The organism is Paenibacillus koleovorans NBRC 103111 (genome assembly GCF_004000845.1).
In the GTDB taxonomy this organism is placed as follows: domain Bacteria; phylum Bacillota; class Bacilli; order Paenibacillales; family NBRC-103111; genus Paenibacillus_AA; species Paenibacillus_AA koleovorans.
Genome location: NZ_BIMA01000035.1, coordinates 26025 through 42108, shown reverse-complemented (window position 1 = coordinate 42108; position 16084 = coordinate 26025). Strand labels below are relative to the sequence as shown.

Genomic DNA, 16084 nt, shown 5'->3' with positions numbered 1-16084 from the left:
ACGTGACGGAGTTCCGCCACACGCCGTTGGAGCAGCAGGTGCAAGCTTTGCAACGGACGCAACAGTTGGGTCTCGACAAGCTGGGTCTGCAGTTCCGCACGTTCGGCGCTCCCTTCAATGCCAGCGATGCCACTACGGTGTCCGCACTGCAGCAGACGGACGAGCTGTGCGTCTGGCTGTACGGACTGCCACAAGAGCACATATTCGTCCTTGAACGGACTGGCAATATCGAGTATCCAGTACATCGCCCGAACTATGAGAAGTTTCTGCAGAACTGCCGGACCGATGTGGACTACCTGACGCTGCAGATGCATCCCGATTCCTGGGATGCGGCCGACTTTGCCGAGTTCGCCCGTTGCATCGACGAACTGATCGCACAAGGTGCGCGCTTCGAGCTGCCGTACAGCTATTTTTTGTCTACGCGGGAGGCTTGAAGGAGCAGTTGCAGAAGATGTGCCGATGACGGGGAGATTTCAGAGGAGATTGGTCTGGAATCGGGAAACCCACACCAAAAAACCAGCCCCCCGCAAGTCGCGAAGGGCTGGTTTTTTCCGTTTAACGTCCCAGCTCGTACTGGTCCTTGATCTCAGTGGCGCTCAACGCGCGCGTGTAGATGCGCGTATCGTCGATCCAACCTTTCCACAGGTTGCCGAACGTTTTGCTCGCCCCGATGATCACGCCGCTCGTCTCCGAAGCGACCGCGCGGGCCGCGGAGTTCTCCTGCGTGCCGTTCATGTACACCTTGGCCGTCGTCCCGTCATACGTGACCGCGATGAACACCCACTGGTTCACCGGGATATTGGTGGTCCCTAATAGCGGCACTCCGCCGATATATGTGCCCACGACGCCCGTGCTGTCCCGATACAGCCAGATGCGGCCGTTCGTGCCGTCCTGCTGCAGCACATACTTGGCGGTGCTGGCCGCGCCGTCGTGCTTCACCCATGCCGTCGCCGTGAAGCTCGTCGTGCCTGGGTTGGCAACGTTCGGCGCCGTTGCGTAGTCGTTCACGCCGTCCAGGTACAGCGCGTTGCCCACCCGGCCTGTCGCGAATGTAGCGCCATTCACCAAAGTCGCCGCCTGGCTGTAGCTCGCCGAATCGCTTGCCACCGTGCCGGATGTCTCGTCAAACTTCCACCAGGTGCTGTTGAACTGGTCGCGGATTTCGTTCGTCGTCAGCTGGCGGTTATAGATCGACACCTCGTCGATGCCGCCGTTGAACAGGTTGCCGAACGTTTTGTTCGCTCCGATAATCATACCGCCGGTCCCCTCGGAATCCAGAGCAATCGTACGCGTGCCGTCCAGCACCCCATTCAGGTACAATCGCAGCATCGAACCGTCATAGGTCACCGCTACATGCGTCCAGGCATTGAGCGGGATCGTGCCCGTCGAGAATGTGCCGACGCCGCCGAGAAACGTCTCCAGCCGTCCATCCAAGTACCTCACAAGCCACACTTTGCCGTTCGTGCCGGCTTGCTGAAGAATGTACTGCGAGGCCCCTGTATCGGTGTCCGGCCTTACCCAAGCCGATGCCGTGAAGCCGCCATAATTCGTCGGACCGACCGGATTCAATACGTGCGGCGCCGTCACATAAGTGGACGACCCGTTGAAATCCAGCGCATTGCCCAGCCTGCCGCCGATCCAGCCGCCACCGCTAACAACCGTGCCGTTCCGGCCATATTCAGTGCTGTCAGCCGCGACCGAGCCGCTCGTCTCGTTGAACTTCCAATGCGCCTGGCGCTCCAAGTCCGTGACGCCGAGCGTCGTGAAAGCGGCGAAGCTTTCCTTGTTGAGCCGCACCTCGATGTTGCCGATGTAGTTGGCCGACACGGTACCCTTATCGGTGATGCCGCCGTCCCCGTTCTCGTTCCAGACGAAGAGGCGGAACGCCTTGTTCGCGCCCACTCCGTTGAAGGAGATCGTAGTCGTCGCACCGGTATCGTTCAGCGCGTAGACCGCCATGTTGCTGGAATTCGGATCCTTGAGCGCGGTCAGCAGCTTGCCGCTGACCGACCCGGTTACGCTGAGCAAATCCCAATGGCTATTCGCCGTATGAGTGAACAGCCGGGTGACGTTATACACCGGCTTGAGCGGATACCCGGCGGCGGCGCTGCCGATTTCGGCATGATACTGCGTACCGTTGTCATACTTCGCTTTGTAGGCATCCCATTTGGTCAAAGCCACGAACTTCCGCTTCATCGCATTCAACGTAAATTCGGCATGCTGATAGGCATTGATAATCGTGTCTCCGATCGGAATCATCGTGCCGTTCAAGCAGCCGGGGTCGTGGGTACACGAAACTTTATCCCCCCGGATCCCATACTCCATAATGTACACCGGCTTTTGCCCCGCAGGAGACAAGCCGTTGATAATCGTACGGATCCCGTCCAATCGGTTGATGCCATACTGCACGTTGTCATAGTCCCAATAAATATGGACGGAATAGCCGTCGAGGATGTCGGACATGTTGTCGTCCATGTAGTCGAACCAAGATTGCTGCCCGTTGAGCAGCAGGTCGCCGCCGATGAACTTGATGCCGCTCTTGATCCCATAGGTCGTAAGCTGCGTATTCAAGGTGCGGTAGAAGGATTCATACGCCGTTTGGGTGATCGCGGTCGAGTTGACTTCATTCTGGATCGTCACATACTTAACATTGGTGTAGCCCAGCGTTACTTTCAACCGGTACAGCTCATCGGCAAAAGCTTGCATCTGCGCCGTCACATTCGGATAGGGCCCATGCCAGTATGTGACGTTGATCTCGGCGCCGGAGCTCTGGGCGAGCGCTACCGTTTGCTCGAAGGAGGCCATGTAGTCTGGATAGTTGACGGTGTCTTCGCCGCGGGAGTCGTAGAAAATCCGCACGATTTGGGAATCGAGCGCTCTCACCTTGTTCTCCAGAAGCCCCACATTGCCCGACGTAATGCCGTCTACCGCGCTGATGGTCGAGTATAAGTTCTGGTTGTACTGCGTCCCGCTGCCGACAAAATCGGATTGCAGAATCGTGCCCGTATTCACCGTGAATTCGGAGGCGGCCATCGCCGGCTGAGGAGGGAGCGTCAAAATGGCGGAACCGACCGTCAGAAGCGCCACTGCAGATACTACGGACTTCCTGAACGTCAGGAACAAGCTTAGTTTCATTACCGTTTCACACTCCTTATTGGATTCGTGAACCCATCGAGTAGAGCCGTGCTGCAAACCTGCGAGCTTGATCTCTTTACGGATGCCTCCATTCATGAAAAAATCGCCCTACACATCCATTTTTAGTGGATCGGGGCGTTCTGTGTATATGTGTTTTTTTATAACTTCATGGCGGAAATGAGTGTGAAAGCGCTTTATTATTTGAGAGTTCAGTCCCTTTCATGTTAGATACTCTTGACATAATGACAATGATCCTTTACATTTTGTAATACATAGCTTGCAGAAATGAACCTATTTCCATGACATACAGAGAGGCGGCCATCTCGTGAAGAACCGCGTCAAAGAATTGCGTGCCCGCTTCGATTGGACGCAGGAGGATTTGGCCAGACGAGCCGGCATCACCCGGCAGACGGTCGGGATGATCGAGAAGAGCGATTACTCGCCCTCCATCCTGCTGGCTTTGAAATTAGCTCGAGTGTTCGGGGTAGCGGTAGAAGAAGTGTTTTATCTGGAAGCGCATGAGGAGCCTGAGAGGGGGATACTGGAATGAAGCTGGAACGATTGCTCCGCTCTCCGCTATTAGGCGCGGGACTCTTTTTTCTCATGGGCGCCGCCATGTTGCTCCTCTACTATCAGCATCTGGTACCGGACTGGCTGCGATTTATAGTGGCTTTCGGGGCCGTCGGGTTGGTCTTCGTCTGGGCGGTGCTGGCGCTCGTTCATAATCGACGCCATCCGGAGCGGCGTATACGGCTGGCGACCTTCATCCCGCCGGAATTTCGCGAGGAAGACGAAGGCCAGCAATGGATCAATTACCGGGTTACTCGGCGGGTGTACATGCTGTATTACACAGCCATCCCGCTCCTGATCGGGTTGATCGTGGTGCTTCCCGACGGCAAGGCTGTGGCGATTGGGGGATTGACATTTCTGGGCGGCCTGCAGCAGCTGTTGTATTGGAAAGGGCTGCGAGATTGGGAGCGAAGTTGACTGCTTGGTGCTTAACTAGTTGAGAGGAGTAGTGAAAATGAGAATTGAAGATTATTTGCAGGATTGGTCTTACTTGGCTGTATTCCTACTGTCCGCCTTGCCTTGGGTGGAATCGGCGGGGGTCGTGGTGGTGGCCATCGCGTTCGGGTTGAATTCGGTGCTGTCCGCGATCCTGGCATTTGCCGGGAACTGGATGACGGTGCTGCTTGTCGTGTTCTTGTTCGATCGGTGGCAGCGCCGGAGGGCTCGGAAACGCGCCGCCGGCGGAGAAGATGTTACGTCGCAGGATAGCAAGAAGGGGAAACGCGCACACCGCATTTTCGTCAAATACGGTTTGCCCGGCCTCTCCATTATCGGTCCTCTGCTCATTGGGACGGAGATCGCCGCCGCGTTCGGCATGCTGTTCAAAGCCCCGCGCCGCAACGTTCTAATCTGGATGACTGTGAGTCTGGCTTTCTGGACGGCGTTGTTCGCGGTTGCCGCGCATTATGGGATTACGTTTATGACGTAGCTTACTCCCACCTGGCTTATGCACCTGTTGCCTATTGCGTCAGGAAGGTTCTCGAACAGGATTAGTACGGTAATAATCAATGACTTTTTTAAATGATGTATAGGTTTCTTCATCAAGAGGTCTAGTCGAGCTAATGAACTCGAGATCATCTAAAACAAGTTGTGCACTATTGGCCTCCCTATTTTGAGGGGAATTATCCGGAGAAGCGAAGAGCTGTTGAAACTTCGACTCCGCCACACGTTGTTCATCTATCGTCAAATTAAATTTGTTAACTTCATAAAATTTTAAGATGCTTGTCGGCTCAGCTTTCAATAATTTAAAAATTCCGATTTGAGTTACATCCGGTGAAGATCCAGAGCTTTCATAACGTTTAAGCGTTGAATAACCAATGTTAAGTATCTTAGCAAATACATTCATCGTAAGGCCGAAATGCAACCTTAAATTCTTTATTCCCTGCGCATCAAAAGAATGCTTGAGTTCATAGGCTTGACGAAGTCTGGTCAGTGTAAAAGTGTCAAGCTCCTCATCTGTTACCTCAGCATTGCAGTGCGTGCACTGGGCAAAAATCTCCATAATGTTAAAATTCTCATTGCCGTACATAAGCGTATTTTCTCTTTCAACCACCCGGACCTCGCGATCACATTGACATTCGTCGCAGTATCTAATTCGATTTGTCACTGTAGGGCCCTCCATATGATATGTAGTAGTCGACGGGAGAGCGGCAAGCTCCCCGTCCTATAATATAATTAGTATTCTGCCTCATGGAAGGAGAGACACACGCATCCGCGGCGTTCTGTCTCGTCCTTCAGCTTTATGTAAGTTATGATTCCGTTGATCTCCATTATAAATGTCCATACAACCTTATCAGTCGAAGCTGGTTCCCCTCGATCAATCTCGGGACCACTCAGATAGTGGTTTTCTCCCAACTCCATGACACAATCCCATGCCTCATCCGGACTAGATAACCTCAGTCTAGCCAATTGCTGAACGTAGCTTACACCGTTGCGATTTCTTCTGACAAAGTGCCTCTTTCCTGTCTGAACTAATACCTTCATCCGGATAAGAAAATCTAACAGAAGTGACTGGCCATTCAAAAACTCACCTCCTCAAAAGGCTCAATTGGTACTTCCATTGTATCATATTTTTAAAAAGGTATCAATTGAGCCATAAGATCTGTCCGGCGCCTCCTCTTTTAACGACAGCTCCTCCTCGATCTCGCAAGCCACGCCCTCCTCGCCAGAAAAGGCAACTTGAATCCAACAAAAAAAGCCGGAGCCCTCATCATTTGAGGAGCTCCGGCAATCAGGCGGGCGGTATTGTCACTTATCTCGTTTCCGCCAGCTTGCGGAACACTTGGTAGCTGCGCTCGGCGCAGGCGGAAATCGCGATCGGGTGGAACCCGGTCACCTCCGCATGCAGCGTGTCGTGCAGCGGCTCGGTCCAGCTCGCCGGCAAGGCCGTGGCGCCTAGCATCGCGCCTATGATCGAGCCGACCGTAGCGCCGTTGCAGTCGGTGTCCCACCCTCCGAGCACAGCCGTCGTGACCGCCAGCTCGAAGTCGCCGCGGCCGAACACGAGCGCCGCCGCCACCAACGCGGCGTTGTTGTTCGTATGCACCGGATGGTAGTGCTTGAACGCCTCCCAGATCCGGTCGACCAGCTCCACCTGATCGCGGGTTTCCTTCGCAATCGCGACCGCTCGGGCGACATCCTCCGCAAGCCTGCACGAGCTCGGAATCTCCGACAGGCCGATCGCGACGATCCGCTCCGGATCCGTCTCGACGAAAGCGGCGGCGATCATAGCGGCGACGAACATCTCGCCGTAGATGCCGTTCTTCACATGCGAGAACGAAGCGTCGCGCCAAGCGAGATCGGCGGCCAGCTCGGGCTGGCCGGCGGCGCCATAGGCGAAGCCGTCCGCGCGGATTTGCGCGCCGATCCATTCGCGGTACGGGTTCAAGTATGTGCGGACCCACTCTTGCCGCGAAGGCCAATCGTCCAGCCTCTGTCCACTCGTGTGCGGCGTCAGCTGCGCGAAGTTCAAGTAAGCCTGCGTCTCCGCCGTGCATACTTGCCTGTAGCTCAACAGGCTATGCCACAGCTTGCCGATATCCCACGAATCGAAATCGAGTCCGTGCTTCTCCAGCATAATCAGTCCTAGCACGGTATAGCGGATGTCGTCGTCCGTCTCCATAGACCGGATTCGTTCACGCAAGCTATGCGTTTGGTTGACGCTGATGCCGACCTCCTGCTCAGCGCGGGACACCTCCGGCGTATAGCCGCGTATCGGCCAGGCATCGGCACCCTCAAACCAGAGCTGCACGTTGCGCCAGCCGGGGTTGCCGAACGAGCCCTTCATGAAGTGCCAGTTCTCGATCGGCTTGCCGAGTGCGCAGCCTACACAGCGGCCGAGCCAGGCGCCGTAGAACTTGTTGCGCCAAACCTCCTCGCTATGAGACGCAGCGAGACGTCTCGGACCGTCCGGCCGCAGCCGGCGAATGTCCGCCAGCTCGGACGGCTCCTCGTAAGCGTAGTCGCTGCGTATCGGCAGCGCCATCAACCGCTCGTACACCTGCATCAGCCGTGCCCCATCGCGGCCCGCCTCGTCCAGCTCGGCGGCGAAGCCTTGCACGTCGCAGCCTTCTTCGCTGCGTTGCTGTATTTCCTCCCGCACCAACTCGTGCAGGGGTGCCCATCCAGCCATCGTTCGTCCCCTCCTTTATTCGGCTTCGCCTCCCTGGGCGACAGCCGACTTCACCTGCATTATACAGTCAAGGACGACAGGCATCTTCTCAAGCGATTATGTAGCATTCTCAACAATTGCGTGCAGAGAAAATTTGGCGGAACGGTACTCGAGCGGGGACTGACCTGTGTCGGTTTTGAACAGCCGATAGAAGGACGCTACACTTTGAAACCCGCTCTCAAAGCAGACATCGGCGACGCTGCGTTCGGTGCTGATCAGCAGCCGCTTCGCCTCGTTCAGCCGCAGTTGCAGAAGAATATCCCGGAATCCACGGCCGAGCTCCTCCTGCAGCAGATGACTGGCGCGCGAAGGGGTGACGCCTAACGTCTCGGCGACCTCCTTCAGCTCAATCGGCTCGCGAAACTTCTCCTCCAGCAGCGACAGCGCCGGACGGAGCTTGCGGATCGAGGCCGTCCGTCTCCGCCATTCCGTATCGGTTACTCCGGAGGTATAGTGCCGCAGCAACGTCACGCAGAGCTCTAACAGTAAGCTCTTGGCCATGCTCCGGTAGCCTTCCCGCTTGTCCTGCAGCTCCTCGTATAGACGCCGAATGAAGACCGCCAGCTGCGCGGCTAGAGGCGATTCCGCCGGAATCCGGTTCTCGAACCGATCGGAGCGATAGGCGAATGGAAGTAACAGCGCCTCCTCTTCTCCGAGCAGCCAATGCGGATTGAAGTTCAGGAAAATATAAGCGCTCGGATCAAGGCGGTCCGACTGCGCGATATGCAGCTCTTCATTATTCACGAGGAAGACGTCCCCGGGCCGTACCGGATACCGTTTGTCGCCGAAATAAAAGAAGCCTCGGCCTGACACACAGCAGCCGATCTCCAAGCTCGTGTGGCAATGCAATGGCTCCAGCTCGCGATGCGGCGTCCAGCGGAAAGCATGAATCGGGATGTCATTGGCGTACGTAATGGGCAGCTTCATGAGACACGCTCCAAGGTTGGGCTATAAAGGGTCTGAAAAGGTGTTAGGATCATCGTAATCCATCTCCCACGGCCCTGTATAGCTCCATTTCCCTGGCAACGGTAATTTGTCTACCTTTGTCGTCGCGCTACACTTCGGTACATCAGCATTAGCAAGTACGGCGTTCCTATTAACGCTACCACAATACCGGCCGGAATTTCTTTGGGCGCAATGACCGTCTTGCCGATCAGATCGGCGGCCACGAGCAGCGCCGAGCCGGTAAGGGCCGACAGCACGAGCGCTTTGCGGTGTTGGTGACCGACAAGGAAGCGCACCATGTGAGGCGCCAGCAACCCGATGAAGCCGATCGAGCCGACACAGGCGACTGCCGTTGCCGCGAGGAGAACCCCGATGCCGGCCGACAGCAGCCGCGCGTGCTGCAGCTTGAGTCCTAGTCCGAGCGCCACGTTATCGCTGAACGATAGAAGCTCTACCTTGCGCCCGAGCCACCAGGCGGCCGGCGCGAGCAGAGCAAGCACCACAACCAGCCGCTGCAGCTCCGTATAGCCCTTGGCGTAAGTGCTGCCGGCCAGCCAAGCGAGTGCCGGTGAGGCACCGATGCTTAACTTAATGACGAAGAACTGAATGCCCGCCGTTCCGATCGCCGACACCCCGATCCCGACGAGCAGAAGCGTAACGGGGTTCAACCCTTTGCGCCAAGAGAACAAATAAACGCAGCCCGCCGCAATAAGTGCCCCGACGAAGGCTCCGACCGGAATCATCACCGCCGCAGCCTGAGGCAGCAGCACCATGGCGCCAAGCGCGCCACAGCCCGCGCCGGACGTAACTCCGATGACGGACGGGTCGGCGAGCGGATTGCGCACCGCTCCCTGAAGCATCGAGCCGGCCAAGGCAAGCGCCGCCCCCGCACAAGCCGCGACCAGAATACGAGGCAGTCTCAGCTCAAGCACGATGTTGCGGGTGAACGCTTCGCCCCCGCCTACTAGCACCGCCCACACATCGGGAACGGACAGCTTCAAAGTGCCTGCCATCAAGCCGCCGATCATGAGAGTGGCCAGCAGACTCACCATCACGACCACGAGCACCGGATAAGGGATTGGCGCACGGAGTGAGCCTACGCTCATCGATGAACCGCTCCCCTCCTGCGAGCTGCGCCCCTTCACGGCGCGGACGGCCAGCCAGATGAGCCACGGCGCACCGATAACCGCCGTCACGGCGCCGGCCGGCAGCTCGCCGAGCGAGCTGCGGAACATGCGGGCGATCGTATCGGCGCCGACCAGAATAATCGCCCCCCACAGCGCGCTGGCCGGCAGCAGCAGCAGGTGGCGGCGAAGGCCGATCAACCGAACCAGATGAGGCGCGATCAAGCCGACGAAGCCGATCGGGCCGACGACGCTCACAGTGACACCGGCTAGCAGCACCGCTACCGCCATCCCGACGAACCGGGCGGATTCGACCTTCTGACCGAGCGACCTGGCCGTCTCCTCACCGAGCTCCAGCAGATCGAAGCCGCGGGCAAAGAAGAGCGAGAACACGATGCCGGCCACCACCCACGGCCAAGCATACTGCACGCCGCTCCAGTCGTTCTGTACGAGCGAGCCGGCCCCCCACGCGAGCAGCTGCGACGCCTGGGTCTCGAACAGCAGCTGGAGCGCGCTCGTGAAGGACGACAGTACGAGAGCGACGATCATGCCGCCTACCGCCATCGCCACCGGCGTGCTTCGCTTGCCTCCCGCGATGCCGTACGTCAAGGCGGCAGCGGCGAGCGCACCCGCAAGAGCGAGCGGCAGCGGAGCGCTGGTCCTCAGCGCCGGGAAGAAGACGGCCGTGAACATAATCGCGAAATAAGCGCCTGCATTCAGCCCGAACGTAGTCGCCGAAGCGAGGGGATTGCGCGTAATGGTCTGCATCAGCGCACCGCAGACGGCCAGCGACGCACCCGCCAGGAGCCCCATCATCGCCCGCGGCATCCGAACGCCGCGCACCATCTGATGGGCCGGATCGTCCCCGGGATTCACGATGGCATCGATCACCTGCCGGAGGCTGATATTGGCTACACCGTAGGTCAAGCTTACGAAAAGAAGAGCGGCCAAAAGTACCAAGCCGCCCCCGAATATAAAAAGTATTTTCCAGCCGATGAATCGGACGGCCGAGCCTGTCTGTGAGCTTCTAGCCGTCGTTATCATTTGGTCATAGCATCCGTGATAAGATTAGCAATGACTTGCGCGGACAACGGTCCTCCGAACGTCCAAGTACTGCCCGGCAGCTTGTAGGTGCGGTTCTCCTTCACGAACGTGAGACCCTTCCACACCGCGTTGTCCTTCAGCTGATTGGCGAAGATATCGTCATTGTCCTGCACGACATAGATGAAGTTTGCGTTCTGTACGGCCGGCAGTGCCTCGACGCTAGTCGTGGAGAAGCCGTTAAGCTCGAACTTGGACGATTTGAATGTATTCTTAAGACCCATCCGGTTCAAAATTTGCACCAGCATCGAGTTGTCCGTGAACATGCGCAGGACAGCGGCGTTTTGCTGCGAGAACGCTTGAGTGATAGCGAACTCGGCACCTTCCTTGCCTTTGGCCTTCAGCTTCGCCTTGGAGTCGTCGAACGACTTCTGCATATCGGCGAGCACCTTATCCGCCTCCGCTTGCTTGCCGACCAGGTCTGCCATAGCCTTGAACGTACTTACCATTACGTCGTATTGGTTGACGGTTTCGCCTTCTGCCGGATACGGATTATAGGCGAGCGTCGGAGCAATTTTACTCAGCGCTTCATAGCTGGACTTGATTCGGGAATCCGTCGAGACGATCAGGTCCGGCTTGAGGGCGGCGATCGCTTCCAAGTTCGGCTCCGTACGGGTTCCGACGTCAACGACGCTCGCGTCGATCTTCTTCGGAATGCTGCCTACCCATGTATTGAAGCCTTTAATATCCGCGACACCAACAGGCTGAACGCCAACCGCAAGAAAAGCTTCCGTAAAGGACCATTCGAGCGCAACGACACGCTTAACCGTTCCTTTAATCTCCGTGGTGCCCAGAGCGTGTTTGATGGTCTTCGCGGTAGGTGTTGCTTCCGGTGTTTTGGAAGCTTCGGTCGTCTTGGCAGGTGAAGCGGATGGGCTGGTTGATGCCCCTCCTGTTCCGCTAGTCCCGCACGCAGCGGTCAACATGACAAGCAGCAGCGACATGATCAGCATGACGGGCTTGGCGATACGTTTCATAAATATGAATCCCCCTTAATAAAATGACACATGTTTAGCATCACTAATATTGATAATCATTATCATCATCTAGTTGAAAATGATAATCGTTCGTGTGGAGAAAGTCAATATGTTCTCCAGTTTTCTCCGACAGGAACCGACAAATTCACATATTTGTAACTTTTCTAAAAAAAAAGGGGGGGGGAACCTTCGGTTCCGCCCCAAAAACTTTCTATTATGTTGAAAACCGTCCCCTTCCGCCACATTCCCACAACCCGCTATACCCGCTTGAGGCGAAAAGCATTCTCGAGCGGCGTGGCGCCTGTACCCTTGCTCCCTAGTCCGAAAAAGTCGGACTAGAGTCAGAACTGCTCCCGCATAAACCCGCATAACGCTATTTCATCGTTCAGGCGCTGTTGCGGCCCAACGCGTTACGCCATAGCGTTAATGGGGGTCGGAATCGCCTTTTCGGGGGTTGCGGGGGCCAATCGAGTGAGCCCGGAGTGTTATTTCGCGGCGGCTCACCCACGGCTGATCATCAGCTTGTTGCCGTCCGGATCCTTCACGACGAACCAATGGTTGTGCTCAATCTGTGTAACGAGCTCGACTCCGAGCTCCTTCATGTAATCCAGCGAACGCTGCAAGTCGTCGGTCAGCAGCATAAAGGCTGGTGTCTCGATGGACGGCGCTCCTCCAGATTCTTGGCCTCCCCACATCGGCATCGTATCCAGAATAACGGCTGTTCCTTCCATCGGCAGGGTGCACAAGTGATCGAAATGAATTTCACAGTCAGCCTCATTCAACCCCAGAACTCGACAATACCAGCTGCGGGACTTCACGATATCCTTGACCGGTACAAAAATGCCGCCGACTTTGTTCTTGATCGGACTCAACGCCAAGCTTCCTTCTTCCAACTGCTTCGCCTCCGTTCGTTTATAGTCCGAGCTGTTACGATGTCTAAAAAGCGTCCCGACCGCCGCCCCCGCCGCTGTCGGAGGAGGAAGAAGAGGAACTGCCGCTATCTCCTGAAGACGAATCGGATTGGTGGACCGTGTTGAGCGTCGTTTCGAACGAATCGTTCCAATACATATAGTGGTAATAGTAGGAATCGTCTAGAGTCGAACGAACGAGCCCCCTTCGCGGCGACACATTCACCTTGGTTGCGGCGGCCATCTCCTTGGCCTCTCCGAGCGGGAGGGCGTACACGAAATGGTGCTCCCACTGGGAACCCGCCAGCGGATCATGCAATGCAGCCGAGTTGTTTTCGCGCAAATACCGCTTGAACGCCTTCCATTTCCGAAACTCGAGCTCGCCGACCCTTGTTCTCCGCCTGCTTCTAGGGACCAGGAAGAGCAAGGGAATCGAGCTGAACATCAGCCATTTCCAAGCTTCCGGCGCGAAGAACAAGAACCCGAAAAACTGCGCGACAAAGGCAAGCACCACCATCAGCTGGATCCAGCTCCGGTCTTGGACATAATCCAACCGACTTGCGGCCTGAGCGACTTCGTCCTGCCATTCCGACCAGCGCTTCCTGAAAGCGTCCTTGTGCGCTGGTGTGCGGGCATGCTTGCGAATGCCGAACAGCGATACCTTGTCGTCCCGTCCGATTTCGCCGAACAACCAGTCGATCAGCATCGTTTCATGCGGCTGTAGGCCATCATTTTCCTTGTTCAGAAGTCGGAAGATATAATTGGTCTGCTTGGGCTTGTCCTCTCTCCCTTTGACCGCCTGCATCTCTACATACTGCTTTCTCACCAGATCGACCATCGTAGCCATCAGGTCCCTCGACTTCACGCGGAGCTCCATCAGATAGCCGACCACAGCCGGGGTTACATCACCGGGGAGCACGCCGTAGGAGTCGTCTATGGCTTGCCGCCGCCCGAACCGTTGGCCGTACTTGAGGTAGATCCCACCCACCAGGTTGGCCAGCAGCAGGACCGCCGCGAAAGGAACGGTTTCGTTGCCGCTCCCCGTATCCGAAGACTGCCCCGCTACGCTGAGCTCCTCTTGCTGGATTTGTTCGAGCTTCGGCTCCGTGCTGATTCGAGTGCTTCCGGGAACATAAGCGCCTGGAAACAAGACACGTACCTCCAGAAGCTGTTTAGCCGACAGCGGGCTCACCCGAAAGCGCACATCACCGTCATCCTCGATCTGAATCGTCCCTTGGGTCGGACCGTGACCGTATGCGGTGACCTCTTCCCTTGTGGCCCCATCCGGCAAATCCACAACAACATTCACCGTCTCCAGCGCACTCGGATTCGACTCGTCGAAAAACTTCCAATACAGCTCCGCCGTATCCGCCCACACTTGTACGACATTTTTGACCGTGTATGTAAATCGGAATACTTTGGTCTCGTTCTGCGACGGATCATAGACCCGGTACTGGAGCTTGTCCCCCTCGCCGGTCAGCTCGGTACGAAGCGGAACCTCTTGCTGCCCCGCCACCTTGAACGCTTGAAAATCTTCAATCCCATCCGATCGGAACTTGTTCAGCTCCACGACAATTCCGTTATACGCTCCGTTGAACTGGTACGTGTCTTTTTCGGAAATGCGCATGTCGCCCTTGTTGTCTATGCTAGCCTGGATGTCTACTTCGCTGATCCGGAACGAGCGGTCTTCGGCATTGGCGGGCTGAATGAATAGAAGCAGGAGGAGTTGAAGCAAGAGCAGGAAGGCTAAGAGCAGGCTGACTCTCTTGGATGTAGCAGTCAAAGTCATAAGAACGATTCCTCCAAATTTTATTCCTCCCGGAAGTCCTCGGCAATAACATCGAGCGCCCCCGTCTCGGGATCGATAATCAATCCATGTACGGGGATGGCGGGCGGGAACAGCGGATGCCGGCGGATCATCCGGACACTGTGCATCACACCCTCCTGTTCGCTTCCGAAGCCGCGCAGAAATTTCTCCATCCGGATGCCCGCATTCTCCAGAACCTCGACAGCCAGCGGATTAATCCCGTGCTCGGCAAACTTGTCGACGATTCCCCGGGCATCCAGATTCGTCATCCCGCAGCCGTGATGGCCGACGACCAGCACCTCCCGCGCGCCAAGCTTGTATACGGCGACGAGAATGCTGCGCATCGCGCTACCGAACGGCTGCGTCAGGATGCCGCCCGCGTTTTTAATGAACTTGGCGTCCCCGTTTTTGAACCCGAGCGCCTTGGGCAACAGCTCCACCAACCGCGTATCCATGCAAGTCAAGACGACCACCTTTTTGTCGGGAAACTTGTCGGTCAGGTACTCCTCGTATTGCCTCTCCTCGACAAACTGTTTGTTATGGGCCAGCAGGCTGGATAAGATTGACACAGGCCACATCCTCCTTTGAAGCTATTATTTTCTTGCCGTATGTCTCATGACAAGTTCGATTTCTCACTAATCCATCAGCCGAACCGGAAATAGATTAATAGAAAGGCGGCCACCACGAACAAAAAATTCAACATGACGAACACCATTCGGTCCACGGTAGTCTTGTGAATTTCAATAGGCGGTTTATAGAAGCTGACACCCTCGATAATAAAGATAAGGAGGATGATATGGATCATGAAGTGTCCTACCACTTCCACATAGCCGAACAGCATAGTGGTTGTGATGAAAATACCGGTAAGCACGATGGCCAGCAGCCGGTTCAGAATGCCTACGACCAGCAAATACCCGACTACGAATTCGATGAAGGCGCACATAACGATAAAGAGCTCCGGCGCGAAGCCGAATGTAGGTACGCCATGATGCTCTATGACATCCAGTGCCATCTTCGGATAGATCCATTTCTCCGTGGCGACCCAACAAAGGGATAGCCCCGTGCCCAGGTACAGCAGTGGAAACGACCAAGACTCCCATTTGGTGCGCTGCAAAGCCAGTCCGGCCATAATCGCGACATAGAAACCGTAATCCAGCATATGAAACCAGCCGTGCTCCGCGAGACGAATGCTGTAGACGAACAGGCCCAACAGCACGACCGCGGCCGCTTTCGAAGCGTAGTGGTGCGGAATAAGCAAGAGGGCGATCGCCAGCCACAGGAAAACGACAGCCCAGGTCCCCTGCAGCTCTATCTCGGGCGCGAATAACGTTCCTTCCACAGCCTGCCATAACAAAGCCGCCGCCGTTCCGTACTTCAACAGGCGGAACGACCAGGGACGCAGCCTCTCGACTTGCCTGTCGAAGCGCCGCAAGAGCGGGATCTGCATAATGGCCGGCAGCAGCTGGGTCAGGATCGCCAGCAGCACGGCAACGGACAACGCCATGATCATAAAAAACGGGGAAAGGATCCGCTCAATCGGCTCCTTGACGGGATCCACGTCCGTAAACCACTTCACATGTGCGGAAGCAAGCTGCGGGATTACGAGTCCGAGCATCAGAAATGACCCTATCCATCCAAGCCGGTTCAATGTCCGCATAAGACCACCCTTTCTATTTTGACTTTCCTTATTGTACCATAGCCAGGCTCAGGAAAATCTATCCTTCCCGTTATAGTCATAATTTTGCATGCTTGTCCATTTATCCAATTATCAAAAAATCCGTAGATAATCTAGAAATCAGCCAATTTCCAATAACCGGATTATCGAACACAATTATGGAGAAGGAATA

The 16084-nt window shown here is 56.1% G+C and carries 14 protein-coding genes; 4 read left to right on the top strand and 10 right to left on the bottom strand.

All coding sequences use genetic code 11. From position 1 onward, the window contains the following. Nucleotides 1-2: 2 nt before the first annotated feature. Nucleotides 3-434, top strand: coding sequence for a polysaccharide deacetylase family protein (locus tag PKO02S_RS13775; RefSeq protein WP_127583694.1), 432 nt, complete (start codon nt 3-5; stop codon nt 432-434). A 121-nt stretch (nt 435-555) separates the two neighbouring features. Here PKO02S_RS13775 and PKO02S_RS13770 read toward each other — a convergent pair whose 3' ends face one another. Then, nucleotides 556-3135, bottom strand: coding sequence for a LamG domain-containing protein (locus PKO02S_RS13770; protein WP_164821449.1), 2580 nt, complete (start codon nt 3133-3135; stop codon nt 556-558). Nucleotides 3136-3460: 325 nt separating this feature from the next. Between PKO02S_RS13770 and PKO02S_RS13765 the strand changes: the two genes are divergently transcribed. Genes PKO02S_RS13765 through PKO02S_RS13755 form a run of 3 tightly spaced genes read left to right on the top strand, consistent with a single transcriptional unit; the run spans nt 3461 to nt 4633 of the window. Further along, on the top strand, nt 3461-3685 hold the full coding sequence (locus PKO02S_RS13765; protein WP_246067005.1) for a helix-turn-helix transcriptional regulator: 225 nt from the start codon (nt 3461-3463) through the stop codon (nt 3683-3685). Next, nucleotides 3682-4122, top strand: coding sequence for a hypothetical protein (locus PKO02S_RS13760; RefSeq protein ID WP_127583688.1), 441 nt, complete (start codon nt 3682-3684; stop codon nt 4120-4122). Before PKO02S_RS13765 ends, PKO02S_RS13760 begins: the two co-directional genes overlap by 4 nt. Before the next feature lie 37 nt (nt 4123-4159). Continuing rightward, the gene (locus PKO02S_RS13755; protein ID WP_127583686.1) at nt 4160-4633 is read left to right on the top strand and encodes a small multi-drug export protein; all 474 of its coding nucleotides are present in this window, start codon (nt 4160-4162) and stop codon (nt 4631-4633) included. A 39-nt stretch (nt 4634-4672) separates the two neighbouring features. Here the strand turns inward: PKO02S_RS13755 and PKO02S_RS13750 are convergent, their stop codons facing one another. From PKO02S_RS13750 to PKO02S_RS13705, 9 genes are all read right to left on the bottom strand, one after another. Continuing rightward, entirely contained in the window at nt 4673-5326 is a 654-nt protein-coding gene (locus PKO02S_RS13750; protein WP_127583684.1) for a type II TA system antitoxin MqsA family protein, read from the bottom strand. Nucleotides 5327-5956: 630 nt separating this feature from the next. Further along, nucleotides 5957-7336 (bottom strand): ADP-ribosylglycohydrolase family protein, encoded by a 1380-nt coding sequence (locus PKO02S_RS13740; RefSeq protein ID WP_127583682.1) that lies wholly within the window; start codon nt 7334-7336, stop codon nt 5957-5959. A gap of 96 nt (nt 7337-7432) precedes the next feature. Beyond that, a complete protein-coding gene (locus PKO02S_RS13735) occupies nt 7433-8302 on the bottom strand; it encodes an AraC family transcriptional regulator (RefSeq protein ID WP_127583680.1) in 870 nt (289 codons plus the stop codon). A 110-nt stretch (nt 8303-8412) separates the two neighbouring features. Beyond that, entirely contained in the window at nt 8413-10488 is a 2076-nt protein-coding gene (locus PKO02S_RS13730) for an iron ABC transporter permease (RefSeq protein WP_246067002.1), read from the bottom strand. Beyond that, nucleotides 10485-11522 (bottom strand): ABC transporter substrate-binding protein, encoded by a 1038-nt coding sequence (locus PKO02S_RS13725; protein WP_246067001.1) that lies wholly within the window; start codon nt 11520-11522, stop codon nt 10485-10487. The genes PKO02S_RS13730 and PKO02S_RS13725 overlap by 4 nt, the downstream gene beginning before the upstream one ends. A 500-nt stretch (nt 11523-12022) precedes the next feature. Continuing rightward, nucleotides 12023-12415 (bottom strand): VOC family protein, encoded by a 393-nt coding sequence (locus PKO02S_RS13720; protein ID WP_246066999.1) that lies wholly within the window; start codon nt 12413-12415, stop codon nt 12023-12025. A 43-nt stretch (nt 12416-12458) separates the two neighbouring features. Continuing rightward, entirely contained in the window at nt 12459-14219 is a 1761-nt protein-coding gene (locus PKO02S_RS13715; RefSeq protein ID WP_127583678.1) for a DUF2207 domain-containing protein, read from the bottom strand. A gap of 20 nt (nt 14220-14239) precedes the next feature. Then, the gene (locus tag PKO02S_RS13710) at nt 14240-14806 is read right to left on the bottom strand and encodes a beta-class carbonic anhydrase (RefSeq protein WP_174819909.1); all 567 of its coding nucleotides are present in this window, start codon (nt 14804-14806) and stop codon (nt 14240-14242) included. Nucleotides 14807-14880: 74 nt separating this feature from the next. Then, nucleotides 14881-15852 carry a hypothetical protein gene (locus PKO02S_RS13705; protein WP_246066995.1) on the bottom strand — a complete coding sequence of 324 codons (972 nt, stop codon included), beginning with the start codon at nt 15850-15852 and terminating at the stop codon, nt 14881-14883. Nucleotides 15853-16084 lie beyond the last annotated feature (232 nt).